At 64.2% G+C, this 25,394-nt stretch carries 22 protein-coding genes; 12 read left to right on the top strand and 10 right to left on the bottom strand.

What is annotated here, in order from left to right; translation table 11 throughout:
• Positions 1-65 precede the first annotated feature (65 nt).
• From SO139_RS30260 to SO139_RS30235, 6 genes are read left to right on the top strand one after another with little or no spacing between them, the layout of a single operon-like run.
• Entirely contained in the window at positions 66-1,325 is a 1,260-nt protein-coding gene (locus tag SO139_RS30260) for a D-alanyl-D-alanine carboxypeptidase family protein (RefSeq protein WP_449382580.1), read from the top strand.
• A gap of 2 nt (positions 1,326-1,327) precedes the next feature.
• On the top strand, positions 1,328-2,014 hold the full coding sequence (tmk, locus tag SO139_RS30255; protein WP_449382579.1) for a dTMP kinase: 687 nt from the start codon (positions 1,328-1,330) through the stop codon (positions 2,012-2,014).
• Positions 2,011-3,057 carry a DNA polymerase III subunit delta' gene (locus SO139_RS30250; protein ID WP_449382578.1) on the top strand — a complete coding sequence of 349 codons (1,047 nt, stop codon included), beginning with the start codon at positions 2,011-2,013 and terminating at the stop codon, positions 3,055-3,057. Before tmk ends, SO139_RS30250 begins: the two co-directional genes overlap by 4 nt.
• 42 nt (positions 3,058-3,099) lie before the next feature.
• Complete coding sequence (metG, locus tag SO139_RS30245; protein WP_449382577.1) at positions 3,100-5,070, top strand: methionine--tRNA ligase; 1,971 nt, start codon at positions 3,100-3,102, stop codon at positions 5,068-5,070.
• A 10-nt stretch (positions 5,071-5,080) separates the two neighbouring features.
• On the top strand, positions 5,081-5,857 hold the full coding sequence (locus SO139_RS30240; protein ID WP_449382576.1) for a TatD family hydrolase: 777 nt from the start codon (positions 5,081-5,083) through the stop codon (positions 5,855-5,857).
• Positions 5,858-5,871: 14 nt separating this feature from the next.
• Positions 5,872-6,669, top strand: coding sequence for an MBL fold metallo-hydrolase (locus SO139_RS30235; RefSeq protein ID WP_449382575.1), 798 nt, complete (start codon positions 5,872-5,874; stop codon positions 6,667-6,669).
• A 9-nt stretch (positions 6,670-6,678) separates the two neighbouring features.
• On the opposite strand, the gene SO139_RS30230 is transcribed toward SO139_RS30235, so the two are convergent.
• The 4 genes from SO139_RS30230 to SO139_RS30215 all read right to left on the bottom strand — a co-directional run bounded on the left by SO139_RS30230 (position 6,679) and on the right by SO139_RS30215 (position 12,881).
• Complete coding sequence (locus tag SO139_RS30230) at positions 6,679-8,049, bottom strand: autotransporter outer membrane beta-barrel domain-containing protein (protein ID WP_498541087.1); 1,371 nt, start codon at positions 8,047-8,049, stop codon at positions 6,679-6,681.
• A gap of 225 nt (positions 8,050-8,274) precedes the next feature.
• Entirely contained in the window at positions 8,275-9,936 is a 1,662-nt protein-coding gene (locus tag SO139_RS30225; protein ID WP_498541086.1) for an acyl-CoA synthetase, read from the bottom strand.
• A 20-nt stretch (positions 9,937-9,956) separates the two neighbouring features.
• Positions 9,957-11,846 carry a TRAP transporter large permease gene (locus tag SO139_RS30220; protein WP_474802176.1) on the bottom strand — a complete coding sequence of 630 codons (1,890 nt, stop codon included), beginning with the start codon at positions 11,844-11,846 and terminating at the stop codon, positions 9,957-9,959.
• Between the two features lie 15 nt (positions 11,847-11,861).
• Entirely contained in the window at positions 11,862-12,881 is a 1,020-nt protein-coding gene (locus SO139_RS30215) for a TRAP transporter substrate-binding protein (RefSeq protein WP_449382571.1), read from the bottom strand.
• Between the two features lie 486 nt (positions 12,882-13,367).
• Between SO139_RS30215 and SO139_RS30210 the strand changes: the two genes are divergently transcribed.
• Both SO139_RS30210 and SO139_RS30205 read left to right on the top strand, forming a co-directional pair.
• Positions 13,368-14,561, top strand: coding sequence for a M24 family metallopeptidase (locus SO139_RS30210; protein WP_449382570.1), 1,194 nt, complete (start codon positions 13,368-13,370; stop codon positions 14,559-14,561).
• 196 nt (positions 14,562-14,757) lie between these two features.
• Complete coding sequence (locus tag SO139_RS30205; protein ID WP_449382569.1) at positions 14,758-16,077, top strand: GDSL-type esterase/lipase family protein; 1,320 nt, start codon at positions 14,758-14,760, stop codon at positions 16,075-16,077.
• Between the two features lie 62 nt (positions 16,078-16,139).
• Here SO139_RS30205 and SO139_RS30200 read toward each other — a convergent pair whose 3' ends face one another.
• Positions 16,140-16,967 carry a hypothetical protein gene (locus SO139_RS30200; protein ID WP_449382568.1) on the bottom strand — a complete coding sequence of 276 codons (828 nt, stop codon included), beginning with the start codon at positions 16,965-16,967 and terminating at the stop codon, positions 16,140-16,142.
• A gap of 89 nt (positions 16,968-17,056) precedes the next feature.
• A complete protein-coding gene (locus tag SO139_RS30195) occupies positions 17,057-17,995 on the bottom strand; it encodes an MBL fold metallo-hydrolase (protein WP_449382567.1) in 939 nt (312 codons plus the stop codon).
• 117 nt (positions 17,996-18,112) lie between these two features.
• On the opposite strand from SO139_RS30195, the gene SO139_RS30190 reads away from it, so the two are divergent.
• Entirely contained in the window at positions 18,113-19,105 is a 993-nt protein-coding gene (locus tag SO139_RS30190) for a LysR family transcriptional regulator (protein ID WP_449382566.1), read from the top strand.
• On the opposite strand, the gene SO139_RS30185 is transcribed toward SO139_RS30190, so the two are convergent.
• The 4 genes from SO139_RS30185 to SO139_RS30170 form a co-directional block, all read right to left on the bottom strand.
• Positions 19,102-19,776, bottom strand: coding sequence for an HAD family hydrolase (locus SO139_RS30185; RefSeq protein ID WP_449382565.1), 675 nt, complete (start codon positions 19,774-19,776; stop codon positions 19,102-19,104). The two genes, SO139_RS30190 and SO139_RS30185, sit on opposite strands and share 4 nt — an antisense overlap.
• Positions 19,777-19,870: 94 nt before the next feature.
• The gene (locus tag SO139_RS30180; protein ID WP_449382564.1) at positions 19,871-20,536 is read right to left on the bottom strand and encodes a methionine ABC transporter permease; all 666 of its coding nucleotides are present in this window, start codon (positions 20,534-20,536) and stop codon (positions 19,871-19,873) included.
• Positions 20,526-21,647, bottom strand: a complete 1,122-nt coding sequence (locus tag SO139_RS30175; protein WP_449382563.1) for a methionine ABC transporter ATP-binding protein — start codon at positions 21,645-21,647, stop codon at positions 20,526-20,528. Before SO139_RS30175 ends, SO139_RS30180 begins: the two co-directional genes overlap by 11 nt.
• A gap of 220 nt (positions 21,648-21,867) precedes the next feature.
• Positions 21,868-23,376, bottom strand: a complete 1,509-nt coding sequence (locus SO139_RS30170) for a DASS family sodium-coupled anion symporter (protein WP_449382562.1) — start codon at positions 23,374-23,376, stop codon at positions 21,868-21,870.
• Positions 23,377-23,575: 199 nt separating this feature from the next.
• Here SO139_RS30170 and nthA point away from each other — a divergent pair, with 199 nt between their 5' ends.
• From nthA to SO139_RS30155, 3 genes are read left to right on the top strand one after another with little or no spacing between them, the layout of a single operon-like run.
• On the top strand, positions 23,576-24,208 hold the full coding sequence (gene nthA, locus SO139_RS30165) for a nitrile hydratase subunit alpha (RefSeq protein WP_449382561.1): 633 nt from the start codon (positions 23,576-23,578) through the stop codon (positions 24,206-24,208).
• Entirely contained in the window at positions 24,205-24,864 is a 660-nt protein-coding gene (gene nthB / locus SO139_RS30160) for a nitrile hydratase subunit beta (RefSeq protein WP_498541085.1), read from the top strand. The genes nthA and nthB overlap by 4 nt, the downstream gene beginning before the upstream one ends.
• The gene (locus tag SO139_RS30155) at positions 24,864-25,241 is read left to right on the top strand and encodes a nitrile hydratase accessory protein (RefSeq protein WP_449382559.1); all 378 of its coding nucleotides are present in this window, start codon (positions 24,864-24,866) and stop codon (positions 25,239-25,241) included. Before nthB ends, SO139_RS30155 begins: the two co-directional genes overlap by 1 nt.
• The last annotated feature ends 153 nt before the right edge of the window (positions 25,242-25,394 follow it).

Below are 25,394 nucleotides of genomic sequence, written 5' to 3'. Positions count from 1 at the left end.
GATCCGGTTCCCCGTGTTGTTTGCGCGGGGGCCAACTGTTAGAACGCCGCTCTCGGGGCTTCGCCATGGTATTTCGCTTTCCTCCGATCCGACCATCCCGGTTCGCCGCCGGGTGGCTCGCGCGCGGGCTCGTTGCGGTCGGCGTGGCCTTGAGCCTCGGCTGGGGCGGGGTGCTCTATGCTGCCAATCAAAGCGTGCAGGGCGCCAAGAAGGAAGAAGCCGGCTTCGACGGCGACGCACCCACCGCGATCCTGATCGAAGCGTCGAGCGGCAGCGTGCTGTTCGAGAAGAATGCCGACGAGCTGCGCGCGCCCTCCAGCATGATGAAGCTGATGACCGCAGAGGTCGTCTTCAATGCCGTCAAGAAGGGCGACGTCAAGCTGACCGACGAGTACCGGATCAGCGAGAATGCCTGGCGGAAGGGCGGTGCGCCCTCCGGCAGTTCGACCATGTTCGCCGCGATCAACAGCAAGGTATCGGTCGACGATCTCCTGCATGGCGCGATCATCCAGAGCGGCAACGACGCCTGCATTGCGCTTGCCGAGGGCTTGGCCGGCAACGAGCGCCTTTTCGCCACCGATTTCATGACCAAGCGCGCCCGCGAGCTTGGCCTGACCAAATCGACATTCGCCAATTCGAACGGGCTGCCCGATCCCGGCAACAAGATGACGGTGCGCGAGCTCGGCGTTCTCGCGCGCCACATCATCCTGGATTATCCGGAGTTCTATAAGCTGTTCGGCGAGAAGGAGTTCACTTGGAACAAGATTCGCCAGCCCAACCGCAACCCGCTGCTCAACGCCATGGAAGGCGCCGACGGTCTGAAGACCGGCTTCACCAAGGAGGGTGGCTACGGCATGGTCGGCTCGGCCGTGCAGAACGGCACGCGGCTGATCGTCGTCGTCAACGGTCTTGAGGACTCCGAGGATCGCGCCACCGAAGCCAAGAAGATGCTGGAATGGGGCTTTCGCAACTTCGAGACCCGGACGCTGATCGCGGCCGATCAGCCGGTGGGCTATGCAAAGGTGTTCGGCGGCGAGAGCCGCTCGGTCAAGCTCGTCGCCAAAACCCCGGTCAAGGTGATGGTGCACAAGAACGGCGGCGACAAGCTGATCGCGCGCATCGTCTATAGCGGCCCGGTGCGCGCGCCGGTCCAGGAGGGACAGCCGGTCGGCGTCGTGCGGGTCTGGCGCAGCGGCCAAATCGCGGTGGAGACACCGGTCTATGCGGCGGAGGCAATCGGCACCGGCTCAACCGTGCGGCGCGCGATCGACGGCGCGAGCGAGCTCGTGATCGGCATGTTCCGCGCGGGCGCCGAGAAGCTCTGACCATGAGCGAGATTGCAATGAAGCCGCCGTCGGGGCGCGGGCGATTCATCACCTTTGAAGGCGGCGAGGGCTCCGGCAAATCGACCCAGATCAAGCGGCTCGCCGACCGGCTCAACGCCATGAAGCTGAAGACCATCGTCACCCGCGAGCCTGGCGGTTCGCCGGGCGCCGAGATCATGCGCCATCTCGTGCTGTCCGGGATGGGCAAGCTGCTCGGGCCGGATGCCGAGACGCTGTTGTTCGCGGCCGCCCGCGACGACCATGTCCGCACCGTGATCGAGCCGGCACTCAACCAGGGCACGTGGGTCCTGTGCGATCGTTTCGCCGACTCGACGCGAGCCTATCAGGGCAGCCTCGGCAGCGTGCCCGAAGGTGTCATCAACGCGATGCAGCGGGTCACGATTGGAGATCTCAAGCCGGACGTCACGATCATCCTCGATCTGCCGGTTGAGATCGGTCTCCAACGCGCGGCCGCTCGGCGTGGTAGCGGCACGCCGGATCGCTTCGAGGGCGAGAGCCTGAAATTCCACCAGGATCTGCGCGAGGCCTATCGCAAGATCGCAGCCGGCGATCCCGGTCGCTGCGTGCTGATCGACGCCAGCGGCGACGCGGACACGGTCGCCGCGCGAATCTGGGCGGCGTTGCGCGATCGCGTGTTCAGCGCGCCGACGAAGGCTGCGTCCGCATGAGCCCGCGCCAGACCGAGCGCGAGACCGCGATCCCGCATCCGCGCGAGACCAGCCGCCTGTTCGGCCATCGCGAAGCCGAAGTGGCGCTGCTCACCGCCTATCGCAGCGGGCGCATTCCGCATGCCTGGCTGATCGGCGGACCGCAAGGTATCGGCAAGGCGACGCTGGCGTACCGGATGGCGCGTTTCGTGCTCGCACACGGCCAGCCGCTCGGGCCCGCCGTGCAGCGGGCCGAGGATCTGTCGATCGATCCGAACGACGCCGTGGCGCGCCAGGTTGCCGCCGGCTCACATGGCGGACTGTTGACGCTCGAGCGCACTGCGAACGATCGCGGCGTAATGCGGACGGTCATCACGGTCGACGAGACGCGCGAGACGATAGCGTTTTTCGGCTCGACGGCGGCTGCCGAAGGCTGGCGCGTCTGCATCGTCGATACCGTCGACGAGCTCAATCCGAACGCGGCGAACGCGCTGCTGAAGATCCTTGAGGAGCCGCCGCAGCAATCGCTGTTCCTGTTGGTCAGCCACGCGCCGGCGCGGGTGCTGGCGACGATCCAGTCGCGCTGCCGCAAGCTGCGGCTGCGCTCGCTGGCGATCGACGACGTGATCGGCGCTGCGGCCGTGGCCGCCGATCTTGACGTGAGCGATCCAGCTCTGCGAGAGGCGGCAGAGGCTGCCGAGGGCAGCGTCGCACGGGCGCTGACGCTGCTCGGCGGCGATGCGCTGAAGCTCCAGCAGCGTACCGCGGCGCTGCTTGCGCGCCTGCCGCAGGTCGATCCAAAGGAGTTACACACGCTCGGCGATTCGCTTGGCACCAGCGACCGCGTGGCGCTCGCGGCCTTCATCGACGGCATCGACCGCTGGATCGCCGAGCGGTTGCATGCGGATGAGGCCAGCGCCAACCAGAACCTGCCGCGCCTTGCACGGCTTGCGGAGGTATGGGAAAAGATCGTCCGCGCCGCACGCGACACCGAAACCTACAATCTGGAGCGCAAGCCGCTGGTTTTTTCGGTGTTCGGCTGGCTCGCGGACGCAACGCGCTAGGCGCTGGTTTCCATTTTTTTGAGAGCCGTAAAGGAATTCGTGGTGGCAACGCGAGCTAAGAAAACCGTCAAACGCAAGAGCGGCAAAAAGGCTGCGAAGAAGACCGCCAAGAAAACGGCCAAGAAAACCGCCAAGAAGGCTGCGAAGCGGTCGGCCAAGTCGCGAGCGCGCAAGGCTGTCAAAAAGACCAGCAAGGTTGCTGCCAAGACAGCGAAGAAGTCCAAGGCCAAGGCGCGCGTGACCAAGACGCCGAAGAAGGCCAGTAAGGAGAGCGCGAAGAAGCAGCTCGCGGCCAAGAAGAAGGCCGCCGGGAAACCGGCCAAGGCCGTGACGACGACCGTGGTGGCTGCGCCTCCCGCGGCGCCGGCCGCCGCCGCGGCTCTTCCGAAAGTTGCGAAGCCGAAAGCGCCGCGCACGCCTGCGAAGAAAGTAGTCGCTCCGCAGGCCGCCGCGCCAGTGGCCGCGCCGTCGCGCGAAAATGCCTTCTACATCACGACCGCGATCGCCTATCCCAATGGTCAGCCCCATATCGGCCACGCCTACGAGGCGATCTCGGCCGACGTGCTCGCGCGCTTTGCGCGGCTCGAGGGCAAGGACGTGTTCTTCCTGACCGGTACCGACGAGCACGGGCTGAAGATGATCCAGACCGCGCAGAACGAGGGGCTGACGCCGTCGGCGCTCGCGACGCGTAACGCCAACCGCTTCAGGGAGATGGATCAGCGGCTCGACGTCTCGTTCGACCGTTTCATCCGCACCACCGAGGAGCAGCATCATCGCTCCAGCCAGGAGATCTGGCGGCGGATGGCTGCGAGCGACGACATCTACGTCGACACCTACGCCGGCTGGTACTCGGTGCGCGACGAGGCGTACTATGCTGAGGACGAGACGCGCCTGAACGATGACGGCGTGCGGCTCGGCCCGCAGGGTACGCCGGTCGAATGGGTGGAGGAGAAGAGCTATTTCTTCCGATTGTCTGCCTATCAGGACAGGCTCCTGAAGCTCTATGAGGACAATCCCGAGTTCATCGGTCCGGATGCGCGCAAGAACGAGGTGGTGAGCTTCGTCAGAAGCGGCCTGCGCGATCTCTCGATCTCGCGCACCACCTTCGACTGGGGCGTGAAAGTGCCCGGCGACGAAGAACACGTGATGTATGTCTGGGTCGATGCGCTGACCAACTACATCACCGGCGTCGGCTTTCCCGACGAGAGCGATGGCAATTGGCGCTATTGGCCGGCCGATGTCCATATCATCGGCAAGGACATCATCCGCTTCCATGCAGTCTACTGGCCTGCATTCCTGATGTCAGCCGGCATTCCCGTGCCGAAGCGGGTCTATGCCCATGGCTTCCTGTTCAACAGGGGCGAGAAGATGTCGAAGTCGGTCGGCAATGTCGTCGATCCCTTCAATCTCGCGGATCAGTATGGCGTCGACCAAATGCGCTATTTCTTTCTGCGCGAGGTGCCGTACGGCCAGGATGGCAACTACAACCATGAAGCCATCGTCGCGCGCATCAATGCGGATCTCGCCAACGATCTCGGCAATCTCGCACAGCGCTCGCTGTCGATGATCGCCAAGCAGCTCGGTGGCGTGCTCCCGGAGCCCGGCGAGTTCAGCGACAACGACAAGGCGATGCTGGCGCAGGCTGACGGCATGATCGCGCTTGCGCGCGAAGCGATGGCGACGCAGCAAATCCATCAATGGCTCAACGCGGTATGGGCCGTGGTCGCCGAAGCCAACCGCTATTTCGCGGGCGAGGCGCCCTGGGCGCTGGCGAAGACCGATCCGGCGCGGCAGAAGACGGTCCTGTATGTGACCGCCGAAGTCGTGCGTCAGATCGCGGTCCTGACCCAGCCCGCGATGCCGAGCGCCTCGGCCAAGCTGCTCGATAGCCTCGGTATCCCCGAAGGCGAACGCACCTTCGCGATGCTCGGCGGCGAGAAGCGGATCGCGCCCGGCTCGGCGCTTCCTGCGCCGACGCCGGCGTTCCCGCGCTACGTCGAGTCGGCTGCCTAAGGCCCGGACGATGCTGGTCGACAGTCACTGCCATCTGGATTTTCCGGATTTCTCGGACGATCTCGACGGGATCGTGTCGCGTGCGGCTGCCGCAGGCGTTGGCCGCATGGTCACGATCTCGACGCGGGTGCGCAAGCTCGACCAGCTCATCTCGATCGCCGAGCGCTACGACAATGTCTATTGTTCGGTCGGCACCCATCCGCACAATGCGGATGAAGAGGACGGCATCCCGCCGGACGAGCTGATCGCGCTGACGAAGCATCCCAAAGTAGTTGCGCTTGGGGAGGCTGGGCTTGACTATTTCTACGACAACGGCTCGCCGCAGGCGCAGGCGAGGGGCTTTCGCGCCCATATTGCCGCGGCACGCGCAACCGGCCTGCCGCTCGTGATCCACACCCGCGAGGCGGACGAGGATTGTGGGCGCATCCTGGAGGAGGAAGTCGCGAAAGGATCATTTGCCGCCGTGCTGCATTGTTACACCGGCGGACGTGAGCTTGCGCTGAAAGCGATTTCACTCGGGCTATACATCGGTTTCACGGGCATCCTGACCTTCAAGAAGTCGGAAGCCTTGCGCGCGCTCGCGGCCGAGCTTCCAGCGGACCGCATCCTCGTGGAAACGGATTCGCCCTATCTCGCGCCGGGCAAATTCCGGGGAAAACGCAACGAGCCGGCTTATGTTGTGGAGGTAGCAAAGGTGCTCGCCGAGACGCGCGGCGTATCGCTCGAGCAGATCTCGCGCCAGACCACCGAAAACTTCTTCCGCCTGTTCTCCAGGGTGAAGGCCTGAACCAGGGACGCCGCATGACACTGACGCTGACGATTCTGGGCTGCGGCTCCTCTGCCGGCGTGCCGCGCCCGGCGCTCGGCTGGGGCGCCTGCGATCCCAACAATCCAAAGAACCGCCGCCGCCGCTGCTCACTGCTGGTCGAGCAGGCCGGCGAGCACGGCACCACGCGGATCGTGATCGACACCTCGCCCGACCTGCGCGAGCAGCTCATCGACGCCAATGTCGATCACATCGACGCCGTGTTCCTGACCCATGAGCATGCCGACCAGACCCACGGCATGGACGATCTGCGCTCGGTCGTGCTGCATATGCGCAAGCGCATTCCGACCTATTTCAATCAGTCGACCGCCAAGGACATCATGGCGCGGTTCTCCTATTGTTTCATCTCGCCGGAGGGCAGCGACTATCCGCCAATCCTGACGCGGCACTCCATCGAGGCGGGCGAGACCCAGACCATTTTGGGGAAGGGGGGCGCGGTGAAGATGACGGCCTTCCTCGTGCAGCACGGCCAGATCCCCGCGCTCGGCTACCGCATTGGCGATGCCGCCTACACGCCCGACCTCAACGACATTCCGCGCGAAAGCTGGGGCGCCCTGGAAAATCTAGATCTGTGGATCGTCGATGGCCTGCGTTACACCGGTCACGTCAGCCATTTCAGCATCAACGACGCGCTGTCCTGGATCGAGCGCTTCAAGCCGAAGCGCGCCGTCATCACCAACATGACCGCGGACGTCGATTACGAGGTGGTGAGGCATAAGCTGCCGGCGGGCGTGGTGCCGGCGTATGACGGTATGCGGCTGGAAACGCGTTGAGCGTGAGTCCTACCAGGCGTAGCGCATGACGGCCTTGCCGGTATAGGACCGCACCTGACTGGCGAATTCGCCGTCGAAGCTTGCGGCCGCGGCCCAGCCGTTGAGCCATTTCAATTCGATCGCCCCGCCCGCAAGCGCTGCGTTCGGTGCCAGCGCCGCCCCGCTGGCGACGTAGCCGAGCCCGGGCAGCGCCTGGAAGGCCGGTGCAACCGTGCTTGCGGCGCTGAAATCATGCGCCCATGTGAGGTGCGTGCGTAAATTCAGCACACCGCCCTGGAGCGCGAAGGACGTGTTGGTGCGCATGCCCAGTTCGCTGCGGCTATCGGTGACACGATCGCTGCCGAAGGCCGCTACAAAGGCGTTCGTAGCAAAAGTCGGTTGGGTCGCATTGGCCGGCAGGCTGAAGGCCATGAACTGTCCAGCGGCGTAGGCGGTCACGCCGAGCCAAGGCGTCGTGAAGCGGTAGCCGGTCTCGACACGGCCGGAATAGGCATTGGCGTTGAAGGCCGCATTGAGTTGGTCGATGCCGGGATGATCGCTGGTGATCGCCTGCCAGCCATAGGCGAGCGCTGTGGCGACATAGGCCTGCCCGACCGTACGCCTGACGAAGGCGCCTGCCTGAAACAGATCGGAGCGGCCGCTGCCGGCGCTGCCGGCGAAATTGGTGCCGCCGCCGGCCATCGCAAAGCCAAGCCGCGTTTGCGGCGACAGGGAGTAATCGGCGCCGACCGCGGTTGCAAAAATCCGGCTCGATGAACCCGCGCCCGGCGCGGCGTTGCTGCCCGCCACTTGCGAGCCGCCGATGCCCGAAGCCCAGACGTTCCAATGCGGCGCATAAGAGGAGCCGGTGAGGGGCATTTTGCCGTAGACGGCCTCGTAGACCTCGCGCCCGACACCGCCGCGCATTCGATCTGACGGGATTGCCGCGTAGGCTGCCAATGTTTCGTCGGCGAGCGCTGGCGAGGCGTCCGCTGCTCGGCCGTCGATCGCAGGATCAAGCAGCGTCTGTGTGAACTGCGTCATTGCGAGGAAAGTCGCTTGCGCGGTTTCGGCCTGCGCCAGCGCCAACGGCCCGGACGGAGATGCCAGGCTGAAGCCGGCGTTCACACCCGAAGGCGGCGCCATGGCCGTAGCAGCGATGCTCGGCTGACTGGTTGGATTGCTGCCGGCGGGAGGTGAGGTCGTGCCGCCCGTGACGACGCTGCTGCTGAGGGCGGCCGCGTTGCCCACACTCGTGGTCGCTGGCGACGCCGGACCTGCGGGCGTTTGGGTTACTTGCGGGGAAGGTGTGGGAGCGGTGGTCTGCTCCGGCGCAGGCGCACCGACGGGAGCCTCCGGCAGGCCTTGCGCGTGCGCGATGCCCGGCAGCAATCCGATCATCAATAGCGGCGCCAGACGCAAAGATGCGTCTGTGCGCAAGACATATCGCATGAAGCGCCCCACCGAGCCGGTCGCCTCGCCGCGCCAATCGCGCAGCGCCTCGTTCGGGAATCAGCGAATCCGACCTTGCGAAACCGTAGGCGGGCCGGGATTTTTTTCAAATCTTTTCCGGCCGTTTCCGGACTTTCACGGGAACCCGAGCCTCGATCGCAGATAACGGGCGAATCAGGCCGAGATCGCCTTCGCCGAGTCCACCTGGTTGCGCAGCAGGAATTTCTGGATCTTGCCGGTGGACGTCTTGGGGATCGGCCCGAACACGACCGCCTTCGGGGTCTTGAAACCGGACATATGCGAGCGGCAGAAGGCGATGATGTCGGCTTCGCTTGCGCTCGCACCCTCCTTCAGCTCGACGAAGGCGCAGGGCACCTCGCCCCATTTCGCGTCCGGCTTGGCCACGACCGCGGCGAACAGTACGGCCGGGTGCTTGTAGAGGATGTCCTCGACCTCGACCGACGAAATGTTCTCGCCGCCGGAGATGATGATGTCCTTGGAGCGGTCCTTGATGATGACGTAACCGTGCTCGTCGAGCACGCCGAGATCACCGGTGTGAAACCAGCCGCCTTCGAAGGCCTCTTTGGTGGCCTTGTCGTTCTTCAGATAGCCCTTCATCACGATGTTGCCGCGGAACATGACCTCGCCGATGGTCTCGCCGTCTCGCGGCACCTCCTGCATGGTCTGCGGATTGATGACGGTGACGCCTTCCTCCAGCGGGTAGGGCACGCCCTGCCGCCGCTTCATCCGCGCGCGCTCGGGCGCGGACAGCTCGTCCCAGCCCGGCTGCTCGGCGCAGACGGAGGCAGGGCCATAGACCTCGGTGAGCCCATAAACGTGCGTGAGCTTGATGCCGATGCTTTCGGCGCCCTCGAGCACCGCAACCGGCGGAGCGGCGCCTGCAATCAGGCCGACGACGCGCCGCGCAGCCGTTCCCGTCGAAGTTTCCTTGGGCGCATCGGGTCCGTTGATCAGCGTGTTGTAGACGATCGGCGCGCCGCACATATGGGTGACGCCATGCGTCTTGATCAGTTCGAAGATCTTTGTCGGCTCAACCTTGCGCAGGCAGACGTTAATGCCGGCGGCTGCGGCAATGGTCCAGGGGAAGCACCAGCCGTTGCAATGGAACATCGGCAGCGTCCAGAGGTACACCGGGTGCTGGCCGAGATTGCCGGCGAGGATGTTGCTGACGGCGTTCAAATACGCGCCGCGGTGATGGGTGACCACGCCCTTGGGATTACCCGTGGTGCCCGAGGTGTAGCTCAGTGCGATCGCGTCCCATTCGTCCTGCGGCGGGATCGCGTTGAAGCCGGGATCGCCCTGCGCGACCGCTGCCTCATACTCGATCTCGCCGATGCGCTTGCCACCCTTGAACGAAGCGTCGTCGACGTCGATCACGAACGGCTTTGGTCCCTTCATCTGCGCCAGCGCATCGGTGATGACACCGGCAAACTCGGGATCGACCAGGATGATCTTGGCCGCGCCGTGATCGAGCTGGAACGCGATCGAGGGCGCATCGAGGCGGATGTTCAAAGCATTGAGCACCGCGCCGGTCATGGGGACCGCGAAGTGCACCTCGTTCATCGCCGGCACGTTCGGCAGCATGGCCGCCACGGTGTCACTGGTGCCGATGCCCTTGCCTGCCAGATACGATGCAAAGCGCCGGCACCGCTGATAGGTCTCGGCCCAGGTAAAACTGCGGCCTTCATAGACGGTGCTGACATGGTCGGGATAGACGGCGGCGCTGCGCGCGAGGAAGCTCAGCGGGCTCAAGGGCACGTAGTTCGCGGGCGTCTTGTCCAGGCCGATATTGTAGGGGTTCTGCGTCTCACTCATCGGCACACTCCCTCAACGCTTCAAAGGAATCCGATCGAAATCCACGGGAAGATCGCAACGATAATCAATCCTACGAGCAACGCCAGTAGGTAGCCCCAGATTGGCCTGATGCCTTCGGCGGGGTCAACGCGTCCAATCGCGCAGGCGGCATAATAGCCGACGCCGAAGGGCGGGGCGAACAGGCCGATGCCCATGGCGAGGATGATGACCATGGCATAGTGCACCTCGTGCACGCCGACGGCGCGCGCGATCGGAAACAGAAGCGGCCCGAACAGCACGATGGCGGGAATGCCTTCCAGCACGCTGCCGAGGATGGTGAAGGCCAGGATCGAGACCGCGATGAAGGACGCAGAGCCGCCGGGCAGTCCGGTCATGGCGGACGCAAGCGAGCGCGAGAAGCCCGATTGCGTCAGGCCCCAGGCCATGCCCGTGGCGGTGCCGATGATCAGGAGGATCGCCCCCGACAGCGCGGCAGTCTCGACCAGCATCGGAAACAGCCGTCGCCAGTCGAAGCGGCGGTAGATCAAAAGGCCGACCAGCACGCCATAGACGATACCGATGGTCGAGACCTCGGTCGCGGTCGCGATCCCCTCGACCACGGCGTAGCGGATCACGAAGGGCAGCGCGAGCGCGGGCAGGGCGATGACGAAGGTCTTGCCGATCTCGCCCGCACTGGCGCGGCGGACATGGCTCATGTCCTCGTGGCGGTAGCGCCACCAGACCAGCATGCAGAGCGTCAGGGCGAGCACCCCGCCCGGCAGCAGGCCGCCGGTGAACAGCGCGGCAATCGAGACGCCCGTGACCGAGCCGATGGTGATCAGCACGAGGCTGGGCGGAATGGTTTCGGTCTGCGCGCCGGTGGCCGCGAGCAGGGCGACGAGATCGCCGGGCTTGGCGCCGCGCTGCTTCATTTCTGGGAACAGCACCGGCGCGACCGCGGCCATGTCGGCTGCCTTGGCGCCGGAGATGCCGGAGACCAGGTACATGGCGCCGACCAGCACGTAATGCAGCCCGCCGCGGACATGACCGAGCAGGCTCGCCAGGAACGCGACCATGGCCCGCGCCATGCCGGTCATCTCGATCAAAAGTCCCAGGAATACGAACAGCGGCACCGAGAGCAGGATCAGATGACTCATGCCCTCGTCCATCCGCCCGACCAGCACCATCACCGGCGTGCGCGTGGTCAGCGCAAGATAGCCGAAGATCGCAAGGCCAAAGCCGAACGCAATGGGAACGCCGGCAAAGACGCAGAAGCCGGCGACGCCGACGAAGAATATCACCAGGTTGAGATTGCCGAGCGTCCGCAAGTACGGCTCGGCGAGCCAGAACAAACCGACGACGGCGGCAACGGTCACGGCGGCCGTCAGCACGGTGCGATAGTCGGCGGCGCGCAGCAGGCGCAGCACCGCAAACACCGCCATCAGGCAGATGCCGATCGGTAGCGCAGCGGCGCGCCACATGTTTGAGATCTGCAGCGCGGGCGTCGTGATGAAGCTTTCCTCATAGGCGTAGTCGTAGGACGGCCAGACGATCATCACGAGGAACGCCAGCGCGGCGCAGACCGCCACGAGATCGAGATAGGCGCGCATCGCGGGGCTCGCGCTCGCGACGATCGCCGTCATGCGCATGTGCTCGGAGCGGCGGAACGCCACAGCCGCGCCCAGCATCGCAAGCCACAGGAACAGGATGGATGCGAGTTCGTCCGACCAGATCAGCGGCCGGTGAAAGCCGTAGCGTGCGACGACGCCGGCGAACAGAATGACGATCTCGGCGACCACCAGGATCGCCGCCGGGATCTCGACGATGAAGCCGAGCACGCGCTCCAGCGAAGCCAGAAACGAAGGTCGGCGAGGGGACTGCACAGTCACCTCGCCCACCACCTCGGTCACCTGAACCTCGATGTGAGCCATGACGGCCTTTGTGCGTTACGACAGCTTGCCGACGGCCTTTTCCAGCAGGTCCCAGGCCTGGTCGCCATACTTGCCTTTCCATTCGGCATAGAAGCCGGCGCTACGCAGCTTGTCGCGGAACGGCGCAGTCGTCGGCTGGTTGAAGGTCAGGCCCTTGCCCGCCAGTTCCTGCTGGAGGTTGGCGTTGAGCTTGGCGGTGTCTTCGCGCTCCTTGAGCGCGGCGGCGTTGATATTCTTGGCGACGATGGCGCGGACATCCTGTGGGAGCTTTTCCCAGGCACGGCGGTTCGCCAGGAACCAGAAGCCGTCCCACATGTGGTTGGTCAGCGAGCAGTATTTCTGCACCTCGTAGAGCTTTGCAGTCGAGATGATCGCCAGGGGGTTCTCCTGGCCTTCGACGACCTTGGTCTGGAGCGCCGAATAGACCTCGCTGAAATTGATCGAGGCGGGCGCCGCATCGAACGCCTTGAACATCGAGGTCCATAGCGGCGACACCGGCACGCGGATCTTGAAACCCTTCAGGTCGTCCGGGCCGTTGATCGGCTTGGTCGAGGACGTGGTCTGGCGGAAACCGTTGTCCCAGATCTTGTCCATGACCTCGAGGCCGGCCTTCTTGATCTCGCCGCGTACATGGGCGCCGAGGTCGCCGTCCATGGCCTTCCAGACCGTGTCGTAGTCCGGGAATGCGAAGCCGATGCCGTTGATCGAGGCCGCCGGCACCAGCGTCGCCAGGATCAGGCCGGACAGCGTGAAGAACTCGACGCCACCGGAGCGGATCTGGCTCAGCATGTCGGTGTCCGAGCCGAGCTGGTTGTTCGGGAAGATCTGGAGGTCGAACTTGCCGTCTGTCTCGCTCTTGATCGCCGCGGCCATCTCCTTGGCGCGGATGTTCAGCGGATGGGTGTCCGGCAGGTTGTTGGCGTATTTGTACGCAAACTGGGCCGTCTGGGCGCGCGCCACATGGGGGGCGCCGATACCGCTGAGGACCGCGGTCGCGGCGGAGGCCTTGAGAAGCGTGCGTCGGGAAAAGCTCATCGGGGGTTTGCTCCCAAAAGGTTTGTTGTTGTTCTGAGACGCAAACCTATACGGACGGAAGGCCATGAGGTCATCTGCGATCTCGCGAGGTGTCGCTTATTGCAGCCGAGCCAAGCCGCGGCAATATCGGCTTTCGCAAGGTGCGTGCACGCCATCAAAATCCGCAAAACAACCCCATGCAAAGTAGCGCCCGATCGCGGTTACGAGCTCAACGGCTGCGACGAGTTGAGGGCGCAATCGAATGCGTGGTGTCAGGAATTCCGTCTAAATATCTGATCTAATTTGATATAAATATATTCCATAATATACCTTATGCGAATTACGGATATGGGTGCGCAGATCAGGCCGGACAATTCCGCAGCTACCCGGAACCCCGCTCCCGGCTCACAATCCGCGACCGATCAGCGACCATCCGACGACTGTTAATCGGGTGGCGCTGCAACGAACACAGGCGATCCAAACCGCCGCTTCAATGGGAGGTCCATCATGCAGGAGCACGTCGCCCGCGGATCTGAGTCCCGCGCCATTCCATTCGATGCCGCCAAGCTCGACCGTCTGATGGAGGCCGCCGGCCTCGACGTCCTGATTGCGACCTCAAAGCACAACGTGCAGTACCTGCTCGGGGCCGAGCGCGCGATCTTCTTCGACTACATGGATGCGATGGGCGTCAGCCGATATCTGCCGGTCCTGGTCTATCCCAAGGGCGCGCCCGGCAAGGCCATCTATGTCGGGCATCGTCTGGAGACCCATCAACGCGCCGTGGCGCCGCCCTGGGTGTCGCAGCTCCGGACCGAGTCGAGCGGCTCGGTCGACGCCGTCACCTGCGCCGTTAACGTCCTGAAGGACGCTGGTGTGCCGGTGAAGCGGGTCGGGGTCGAGATGGCGTTCCTGCCGATGGACGCAGGGAGGGCGCTTGCCGACGCCCTGCCCGGTGCCGAGTTCAAGGACGCGCTTTTCGTGCTGGAGCGCTTGCGTGCGGTCAAGTCGGCGGCGGAGCTTGCCGAGCTCAAGACGGCATCGGAGCTCGTCATCGCCTCCATGCTGGAGGTGATTTCGAAGCACGGTCCGGGCACGACCAAGCGGCAGCTGTCCGACGCCTTGCGCGTCGCGGAGGTGCAGCGTGGGCTGACCTTTGAGTATTGCCTGCTTGCCTGCGGCAACAGCCACAATCGGGCGCCGTCGCCGCAGCGCTGGGAGCAAGGCGACGTGCTCTCGCTCGACTCGGGTGGAAACTACCATGGTTATATCGGCGACCTCGCCCGCATGGCCGTGCTGGGCGAGCCGGACGCCGAGTTGAAGGACTTGCTGGCCGAGATCGAGGTCGTCCAGCGCGCAGCCTTTGCCGCCGTGCGGCCTGGTGCACTTGGCGGCGCCATCTATGCCGCGGCCGAGCAAGAGTTGGCCAAGATCAGCCAGCGTGACTGCACGGACTTCCTGGCTCACGGCATGGGCCTCGTCAGCCACGAGGCCCCTCGCCTGACCGCCAAGGGTCCGGTTCCCTACGATGATCCCGACGCACGGCTGCCGCTAGAGCCCGGCATGGTGGTTTCGATCGAGACCACGATGAAGCATCCCAAGCGTGGCTTCATCAAGCTCGAGGATACCGTCGCGGTGACGCCGACGGGCTACGAGATTTTTGGCGAGGGCGGCCGCGGCTGGAATCTCGGTGGGACGCTTTAACGGCGTCGCTCCGATATCCGTCAGCTCTGCTGCTGATGCCGGTAATCCCGTGGGGACAGTCCAACGCGCTGGCGAAAATTGCGATTGAATTCGAGAGGTCGCCGGGCCCTCAGGCATGAGGGCCGCGCATCTTGCCTGGCGGCAACCTTCGGAGCAGACTGCCTGCAACCAAAAATGGCATCGAGAGGAGACGCTGATGCAGGGTTTCGCGCGCGCCGTGGGGACCGTTGTCGCCCTGCTAGCGTTGTCGGTGCCGGCGCGTGCGGACCGCTGGATCGCGAGTTGGACCGGCTCGGCTCAGGGGCCCTATCCGGCAGGGAATGCGACCGCGCAGCCCGAGCTCCGATTTGCCTTTCCCTCTCCGGAGCTGGGCGCTCGGGATCAGAGCTTTCGCCTCGTCGTTCGGCCTGATGTGTGGGGAGGCCAGACCCGCATTCGGCTGTCGAACGTGTTTGGAACACGGCCGGCGACATTCGATGACGTATTCGTCGGCTTGCAGCAGAGCGGCGCCGCCATTGTCGAGGGCACCAATGTTGCGGCTCGGTTCGGCGGCAAGTCCCTCATCACGATCCCTGCGGGCGAAAGCGTTGTCTCCGATCCCGTCACGCTCGGGTTTGTCGGCCCCTCCACCGCGGCGCTGCTCGGAGGCCGGAAGCTTGCAGTCAGCTTCCACGTGGCCGGAGAGAGCGGTCCGATGACGTGGCACGCAAAGGCGCTGACCACATCCTATCTGACCGCGCCCGGTGATGGTTCCAGGAGCAGCGAGATCGCCGAGGCCGGCTTCCCGTTCTCCACCACCTCCTGGTACTTCCTGGATGAGGTCGACATGAGCGTCGCCGATCGTACCCAATTGATCGTCGCCTTTGGCGACTCGATCACGGACGGCACCGGGACCACGATCAACGGCGATGACCGCTGGCCGGACGTCCTGTCGCGCCGGTTGCATGCGCGTTTCGGTGACGAATACGTCGTCGTCAATCAAGGCATCGGTGGCAACCAGGTCGCAGGCCCATCGGATTATTCCCCGGACAAGCCGTTTGCGGGCGGCCCTTCGGCAATCTCGCGGCTCGATCGTGACGTCATCAGCCTGCCGGGTGTCGCTGCGGTGATCTGGATGGAAGGCATCAACGACTTCGGGGCAGCCGATGCGGCCGTGAAGACGGTGGAGGACGGCTATTCCAGCGGCGTCGCGCGGCTGCGCGAGCGCATCCCCGGCGTGACGATCGTTGCCGCGACCCTGACATCGGCGCTGCACAGCATCATCGTGACGCACGGCCGCGTTGAGGTCGACGCCAAGCGCAAGGCGCTCAACGAGTTCCTGCGCACGAGCAAGATTTTCGACGGCGTCGCCGATTTCGACGCGGTGACGTTCGATGCCGCGACCGGCGAGATCAAGGCCGCGATGCAGCCCAATTCATCGACGGGTGGACCGGGCGACAAGCTCCACCCCAACCGCGCAGGATATGCCGCGATGGGCACTGCGATCGAACTGGAGATGATCACGGCGCGTAAATAGTGCTTCCGTCGGTCATGCTTTCAGGAGCGCCCACGCATTTTTCGGCGAGACGCGCACCAAGACTATCGCAACGGCAATAGCTCGATCTGGCTCTGCGCCTTCTTGATGGCCGTTGCGAACCAGCTTTGGTTTGGGGCCGCCTTGGCGAAGCACGCCGTGTATGCGGTCATCGCGTGGTCCTCGCGGGCCATATCGCCCCGCGGGTCCTTCTTGTTGAGGGGCTTTGCCATCATCTGTTTCCAGACCTGCTCGCAGGCCGGGATCTCTGCCGTCTTCACGGCGTCGCGGACCGCGACGAAAAAGACATTCTCGCCCTGGATCACGACCACGTCGATTTCGCTAGGCAGCCCCTTGATCTCGCCATTGCCGCGCAGGCCCAGCACGGCGATCGCGATACTCGCCGCTGCAGGCTTGGTGATCGGCAGCTCCGCATATTTGGCGAAGGCGGCGTCCTGGATGGCAGCATAGTAGAACTCTTCCGATTTGAACGCGGCGTCGATCTCCTGCGGCATGCTGTCTTTGCGGTGATCGCCGAGCCAGTGCTTGAGCAGCCCCGTGGTCGTCACCACGACGTTCGTCTTGTCGCCTTCGCTCCTGAAAACGAGCCCGTCGAGATGGCCGAAGCCGATGTCGTCCTTGTACAGCGTGTCGACGTTGGAGGTTGCCTCGGCGGGAAGCCCCTTGATCGTCACAGGTCCGATAAGGCCGCGCAGCACCTCAGACAGCTCCTTGATTGCTGCGTCGTGCTGCTTGTTGGTTTCGTCGTTTTCGGGAGCCTTGGCGAATTTTGCGATGTAGCGATCACGCAGATCAAGGTAGTGCTGCTCTGGAGAAGCCGCACGCGCGTTGGTGGCGAGTATGAGCAGGCAGACGAGGCTAAGCCATTTCATGAGGGTCCCGCGGAGGTAAGGGCTGTCTCCCTTTGTGCCCGGATTCCGCGGGAAGGTTCATCGGCGGAGAAGAAGCTGGCCTCGCAGCGTTAGGGCTGATGACCCAATTTCACGATCATTTTCGGGTGACGTTCACTCAAGGCCCTCAACGCAAGCAAGCTCTTCCGTTCCTCTTCCCGGTCGAATGTAAAACTCCCAGGTTCGACGCTGTGCTCCCAGCCCCAGCGCGTGTGGCAAGCGTCGCCAGTGAGGAGCACCGGACCTGTCGGCGTTCGGGCGAGATAGGAAACATGGCCCGCCGTGTGTCCGGGAGTCAGGATTGCGAACAACGAGCCGTCACCGAAGACATCGATCACCCCTTTGAAAGTCCCGTCCGGATCCTTGGTAAACTGAAATTCCTGTATGGCTGGCCGGCCCTCAAAGAAGGCGTTTTCCATCCCCTCGACGAAGACATTCTCGAACTTCTTCTCCCCGGCCTCTCCAGGACCTGTATAGAACGGCACATCGTTCGGAATGTCCGGCATCCCGGAGATATGATCGAGATGAAGATGGGTCATGAGCACCCCTTTGAGGCGAGCCGCTTCCGATTTGATGATCGACAGAGGGTCTTGCCGGACTTGCATCTTGTCGAGCTTTGCGAAGTTCCGCACCACCCATCCGACCCCCAAGCTCTTGGGGTCCTCGACAAACCGCTTCGAAACACCGGTGTCGACCATATAGAATCCTTCGGTCGGATGTTTCACAAGATGGGTGTAGATCTGGATCGGCTCCTCGTGATCCGTGAGCCCTGCCTGCACGGCTTGGGGGTCCTTCAGATTGAGCAGCCCCGATAGATCGGCGACCCAATCCGCGCTGGCAACCGTCTCAACCTCGATGGGGCCCGGCTTATCAATCAGCGCTTCCATGGCCGACGAGCTGACAGGCTTGCCGAGACCGGCATGCTGCGTTGGATGGGATGTCTGTGCGCATGCGGAAAGCGCGACAATGGCAAGGGCGCCAATGAAAAGGAGTCCTGATTTGCGGAGCATGATTGTCTTCCTCGTTTCTGCTGCCGCTTTTGCCCTGGACCGATAGAATAGCAATCGCCTAAGTTCCTATGTTGCCATACATAATTGGATAGCTCCGGCTGAGCCTGAGGAGTGAACGTGGACCTGCAATGGGATGACCTCCGCATTTTTCTGGCCATTTGCGACGCCGGGAGCCTGAGTGGCGCGGCGCGACGCCTCAAAGTCAGCCAACCCACTTTGAGCCGCAGGATCGCAGAGATGGAGTACGGACTCGGCGAGCCGCTTTTCGTCCGCAAGAGCCAGGGCATCGCCTTGACAAAAGCAGGTACGGGGCTGCTTCCCGCCGCGCAAGGCATGGCGCAATGGGCGACCGAAGCCAATCGCTCACTCGATGCGAAGAACTCGCCCGTGAGCGGCCGCGTGCGCATCACGGCGGCCCCCTCGTTCGCTTTCGATTTCCTGGCGCCGATCGCGGAGAAGCTCAAGAGAAAGCATCCACAGATCACGCTCGAAGTTCTGGCCAGCACGCAACGCTTGAATCTCTCGCTCGGCGAGGCGGACATCGCACTCAGGAGACATCCGTCCGATGATCCTGATCTGATCACGGTCGATGAAGTTGTCGTTCCGATCGGCGCGTATGCGAGCAGGGATTACGCACGCAGACTGCCCGCGAAATACGATTTCCGCGACCTCGACTGGATCGCATGGGCGGGAGAGCGTGAGATGACGAGCCCGAATCCGGAGCTAGCGGCCAGGATCGCGGACTTTCGTCCCGCTTTCACGTCCGACGATTACAGCGTACAGGTCGCGGCCTGCCAGGCAGGCGTCGGTGCGATGATCCTTCTGAAGACGTCCCATCGACTCAGGCGACCGGGCGAACTCGTCGAGCTCAAGCTCGAGCTTCCAGCCTCGCTCCGCGCAGAACTCGCTATCATCTGCCACAAGCGCATGGCGGATCTCCCCAAAGTCAGAACCGTCGTGGACCTGCTCAGGCAAGAATTCGCTGATCTGAGGAAGGACCAAGAGAGGCCCAAAGGCGCGAAGGAACTTCGACAGGCGCCGGCAATGATCCCAGGTCAGGCAAGAACCAGGAAGAAAGCGCCACCCGCCCTCTCCTCGCGCGGGCGCTAGCGACGGCCGCCGACCTCGTCGATCCGGCGCAGCATGTCGGCGGGATCGTCATAGACGCGGAAGGCGCCGGATTGGCGCAGCTCGTCCGGCCCGTAGCCGCCGCTCAAGAGGCCGACGCCCAGCGCGCGGCAGCGGACGGCCGCCATCATGTCCCAGACGCTGTCGCCGACCACGACCGCCGTCTCGATCGGCGCATTGAGCCGCGCCGCGGCAGCGAGAAACAAATCGGGATCGGGCTTTGCATATTTGACCTGGTCGCGCGTCACCACGGGCGTGCGTTGCGGATCGACGCCGAGCGAAGCGAGGTTCACGGCCGCGGTCTCCATCCGGCCGCTGGTTGCGATCGCCCATGGGATTTTCGCTTCCGACAGCCATTGCAGCAATTCACGCGCGCCCGGCAGCGGACGGATCTGGCCTGCCTGCTGCTGGTAGGATGCCGCGTGCGCGCGGCGCAGCCGGTCGATGCGCTCCTCGCTGATCTCCACCCCGATCTCGCGCAGAAGCTGGTTGGTGAAGAGACCACCGCTCATGCCGATCTTGCGATGGATGCGCCAGACCGAGAGCTCGATGCCCTCGGCATCCAGCGCGTGCTTCCAGGCGAGTACGTGCTGATAGACGCTGTCGACCAGCGTGCCGTCGAGGTCAAACAGGAAGGCCGGTTCGATGCGCATGCAAGCTCTCCATCTGATCGTAGCGGCGGAGCGCCCTCGCCTCCGCCACGACATGGAAGCATACGATCAAGACGATAGCTTGTTCCTTTTGGCGTCAGCGATGCCGCAGCCGGCGATTGACCCGCTGCGCCAGGTAGTCGCCAGCGGACTGGACCGCCTGCACCAGCGCAATCAGCACGACCACGACGGCGAGCATCATCTCCGGCATGAAGCGCTGGTAGCCGTAGCGGATTCCGAGATCGCCAAGCCCGCCTCCTCCGACCGCGCCGACCATCGCGGAGTAGCCGAGCAGGCTGACGACCGCGAGCGTGAGAGCGAGGACGAGGCCGGGCAGCGCCTCGGGGATCAGCACCTTGAACACGATCTGGAGCGGCGAGGCGCCGAACGAGGACGCCGTCTCGATCAGGCCGGCATCGACCTCGCGGATCGCGGCTTCGACGAGTCTTGCGATGAACGGCGTTGACGCAATCGTCAGCGGCACGATCGCCGCCGTCGATCCGATCGACGTGCCCGCGACGAGCCGCGTGAACGGAATGATCGCGACCACCAGGATGATGAACGGCGTCGAGCGCGTCGCGTTGACGACCATGCCGAGCACGGCATTGACCGCAGGCGCGGCGAACAGCTCGCCCTTGCGGCTGGTCGCCAGGAACACGCCGATTGGCAGTCCGAAGACGGTGCCGAGCAGTGCGGCGATCGAGACCATGAACAGGCTTTCGCCGGTTGCCTGGACGATGAGATTGATCATTTCAGGCGACATGGCCGAGACGCTCCGAATTGAATTGATGCTGCGCGAGCCAGGCCAGCACCTGCTGTGCCGCCCCCTCGCCGCCTGGAATTCCGATCGTCAGCGAACCGACATGCTGGCCGCCGATCTCGTCGATGCGCGCCGCGAGCAGCGCCACGTCGATGCCAACTTCGCGCGCGAGCCGCGCGACGAGCGTATCGCCCGCGCCCGTGCCGCGCACCTGGACGCGGATCACGGCCTGCCCGCCCGCAACCGGCTGCGCCGTGAGGCGCGAGGCCAGCGACACCGGCAGGCTGTCGCCAACCACCTCCGCGATGAAGGATTGCGTAATGGGATGCGCAGGCTTGGTGAAGATGTCGGCGACGTGGCCGCGCTCGACGATGTGGCCGGCATCGATCACGACCACCTCCTTCGCGAGCTGCCGCACCACGGACATCTCATGCGTGATCAGCACGATGGTTACGCCGAGCTCGCGATTGATGTTCGCGAGCAGATCGAGGATCGCGCGCGTGGTCTGCGGATCCAGTGCCGAGGTCGCCTCATCCGACAGCAGCACGTTAGGGCGCGTCGCGAGCGCCCGTGCAATGCCGACGCGCTGCTTCTGGCCGCCGGAGAGCTCCGAGGGATATCGGTCGGCCTTGTCGGCGATGTCGACGAGCGCGAGCAACTCGGCAACACGCGCCTTGATCTCGGCCTTCGGCCAGCCGGCTATTTCCAGCGGCAGCGCGATGTTGTCGGCGGCAGTGCGCGAGGACAGCAGGTTGAAGTGCTGGAAGATCATTCCGATCGAGCGCTGCGCGAGCCGCAAGCTCCGGCCGGCGAGCACGGAGATGTCGCGGCCGTCGACCACGACGCGGCCGGTGGTCGGCTTCTCCAGCCCGTTGATCAGGCGCACCAGGCTCGACTTGCCTGCGCCTGAACGGCCGATCACGCCGGTGATCGATCCGCGCGCAATGGCGAAGTCGATGTCCTGCAAGGCATGGACGCCCGGCTTGTCGCGATAGGCCGGATAGATCTTCGAGATGCCTTCGAACCGGACCATGGCGTCGGGCGCATCGCCCGGCGAAATCGCTGCGTGTGCCCCGATCGGTTCCCCGACCGCGAGCGCTTGATGTGCATTCATTCGAAAATCTCTCATTCGCAAGACATCGCCGGCTCGAGCAGCCAGGCGAGGCCGCAGCGGTGGTTGGCGTCAGGCGAGCGGAATTGCCGGACTGCGCGCTGCGTTGCAGCAAGGACAATCGTCCGATCCGGTCCGTCTTGCAATCGCAGATATTCGGGCCGTGCTAGGCAAAGCTTTCCCGATTTCTCTCCGTCGGAGAAAAACTCGTTCGCGCTCTGTCCTAGCCTCCGCGGAGCTGCAACCACGGCAGCACGATCACGAGCAGGCCGGCAAAATAGATCAGCCCGAAGATCAGGCCAAAGCTCCAGAACTGGCCTTTGCCGATATAGCCGCTGCCGAAATACATCGGCGCCGGCCCGGTGGCGTAAGGCGAGATCACGCCCATCAGGCCCAGCGAATACATGCAGAGCATCGCAAGCGTCGTGACCGGAAGCCCGGCGATGCCGGAGCCCACCGCCAGCACCACCGGCAGCACGGCCGCCGCGTGCGAGGTGATGCTCGAGAAGAAATAGTGGATCCAGAAGAACAGCGCGACCAGCATGATCATCGCCGTTGACGGCGACAGCACGGCGAGCGGCTTTGCATATTCGTTCGCGAACCATTTGATGAAGCCGATCTCGTTCAGGCCCGAGGCCAGCGTCAGCAGCGAGGTGAAATAAAAGAACACCTCCCAGGCGCTCTTCTCGCTGACGATGTCGTTGAACTCGACGATGCCGGTGACCAGCATCAGGGAGATCACGATGAACACAACCGTGGTGGCGTTGATGAAGTTTGAGCCGAGGATGGGCAGGCTGATGTCGGGCGTCGATCCCGTGATCCACAGGAACATCGCGAGCACGATCAGGCCCAGCATGATCCATTCGTGGCGCGACATCGGCCCCATCGTCGCCAGCTCCCTGCTGGCCCATTCGGAGATCTCGGGGCTCCGCTTCACCTCGGGACGGCAGATGGCATAGCTCAGAAGCGGCACCAGCAGCATCAGGAGGATGCCGAGCGGCGCAAAGCCGATGAACCACTGCGCCCAGCTTACGTCGATGCCTGCGGTCCTCTTGGCGATGGCGAGCGCCGCGGCATTGGGCGCAAGCGCGGTGAAGAACAACGAGCTCGTGACGGCGGTCGCCGCGAACGCGGTCCACATCACATAGGTGCCGATCTTGCCAGCGGTCGGGCCGGGCTCGGAGCCGTAGATACGCGGAATGTTGCTGATGATGGGATAGACGATGCCGCCGCTACGCGCCGTGTTCGAGGGCGTTGCCGGTGCCAGCAGGAAATCCGACATCGCGACCGCATAGCCGAGCCCGAGCGTGTTGCCCCCTAGGCTGCGTACCAGCACGAGCGCGATGCGCCGGCCAAGCTGGCTCTTGCGGTAGCCGATCGAGAACACGAACGCACCGACGATCAGCCACACCGTGCTCTCGGCAAAGCCCGCCAGCATCCAGCGCAGCGATTTCGTCGGATCGGGGTCGATGTAGCCACTGATACCGGCGACCGTCAGCCCGATCAGGCCGACGGCGCCGACCGGCATCGACTCCAGGATGAGACCGGTGATGACGGCCGCGAACACCGCGAAATAGTGCCACTGATTGGCGTTGAGACCTTGCGGCACCGGCCACAGGTAGATCGCAAGCCACACCACGAGCGGGGCGTACAGCTTCCAGCGAAATGCCTTCGCCTCCGGTGCCTTCGCGCCGACCACCTTCGCGTCATCCGGCGTTGAGTCTGCCTTCATGAGCTCTCCCCCTCAATTCCCGTGGCATTGTACCGGCTCGTTGACCGAGGCTCAGCCGGCCCCACGGGGCCGTGCACGGATAGTACAATGCGATCAATGGCCGCGCGAGGCCAGCCTGCCGGCGAGGTCACAAACACGTGGCGTCATCCGGTTCGCGGGGTCTCGACAGGCTCGGACCGAAGCGCCTATCTTGCCGGGCATGAGCAGCGAACACGACCACCATCATCACGATCATGACCATTCGGAACTCTCCGAAACCGAGCTGCGGGTGCGCGCGCTCGAGAGCATTTTGACCGAAAAAGGCTACGTCGATCCGGCCGCGCTGGATGCGATCATCCAGGCCTTCGAGACCAGGATCGGCCCGCACAACGGCGCGCGCGTCGTCGCCAAGGCCTGGACTGATCCCGCCTTCAAAGAGGTCCTGCTGGAGGACGGCAGCAAGGCGATCGGCATGCTCGGCCATGTCAGCCGCGTCGGCGATCACCTGGTCGTGGTCGAGAATACGCCCGAACGCCACAACATGGTCGTGTGCACGCTGTGCTCCTGTTACCCCTGGGAAATGCTGGGGCTGCCGCCGGTCTGGTACAAGGCTGCGCCCTATCGTTCGCGTGCGGTGAAGGATCCGCGCGGCGTGCTCGCCGATTTCGGCGTGACGGTGCCGAAGGAGACGGAAATCAGGGTCTGGGACTCGACCGCCGAAACGCGCTTCCTGGTGCTGCCAATGCGGCCCGAGGGCACGGAAGGCTGGAGCGAAGCGCAGCTCGCCGAGCTCGTGACGCGCGATTCCATGATCGGCACCGGCTTTGCGAAGACGCCGGGAGCGCCGTCATGAACGGCGTGCACGACATGGGGGGCATGGACGGGTTCGGCAAGGTCGAGCCCGAGCCGAACGAGCCGACCTTCCACGCGGACTGGGAAGCCCGCGTCCTCGCCATGGTGCGCGCGATGGGCGGCGCCGGAGCCTTCAACATCGACACCTCGCGCTTCTATCGCGAGACCCTGCCGCCGCACGTCTATCTCTCGAGCTCCTATTACCAGAAATGGTTTTTGGGGCTCGAGGAGATGCTGCTCGACAAGGGCTATATCGCGAAGGAGGACGTCGCGGCTGGCCATGCGGTGACGCCGGCAAAGCCGCTTAGGAATGGCAAGTTCGAGGTCGACGATCTCGAGCGGATCATGGTGCGCGGCAAGTTCGCCCGCCCCGCCCCAGTGCCGGCGCGTTTCAATATCGGCGATCGCGTGCGCGCGAAGAACATCCATCCGGCGACGCATACACGGCTGCCGCGCTATGTGCGCGGCCATGTTGGCGTGGTCGAGCGCAACCATGGCTGCCAGGTGTTTCCGGATTCGGCCGCGATGGAATTGGGCGAAAATCCGCAATGGCTCTACACGGTGGTGTTCGAGGGGCGGGATCTCTGGGGCGCGGATGGCGATCCGACCTCGAAGATCTCGATCGATGCGTTCGAGCCCTATCTGGATCCGGCGTGATGAGTACCGCCGCCGCTGCGAGAGCGACTGCGGCCGTCCCAAGCATTCCCCGAGATGACGACGGTCCGGTGTTCCGCGCGCCCTGGGAGGCGCAGGCCTTCGCGATGGCGCTGACATTGCACGAGCGCGGCGTCTTCACCTGGAGCGAATGGGCCTCAGCGCTCGCAGAGGAGATCAGGCGCGCCCAGGCTGCGGGCGATCCCGACACCGGCGAGACCTACTATCTGCACTGGCTTGCCACGCTGGAAAAACTGGTCGCCACCAAGGGCGTCACCTCGACGGAAACCCTGCACCGCTACCGCAATGCCTGGGATCACGCCGCCGACCGCACGCCACACGGCCAGCCGATCGTGCTCAGGGCGGAGGATTTCGGCTAGTCGCCCCAACCCACTGTCTTTCCCCGCGAAAGCGGGGAATCCAGTACGCCGCGGCTCCTCCGTATCCCACAACCGCCTCTGGAATACTTGTATGGGCTTGGTCAAGGATGAGTGGTTGTTAGATCATTTCAGATCATCTCCTTGTTCGAAGGA

This window comes from Bradyrhizobium sp. UFLA05-89, assembly GCF_059803475.1.
Note: the sequence above shows the minus strand (reverse complement) of the source record. Positions and strands in the feature narration are given on the sequence as shown.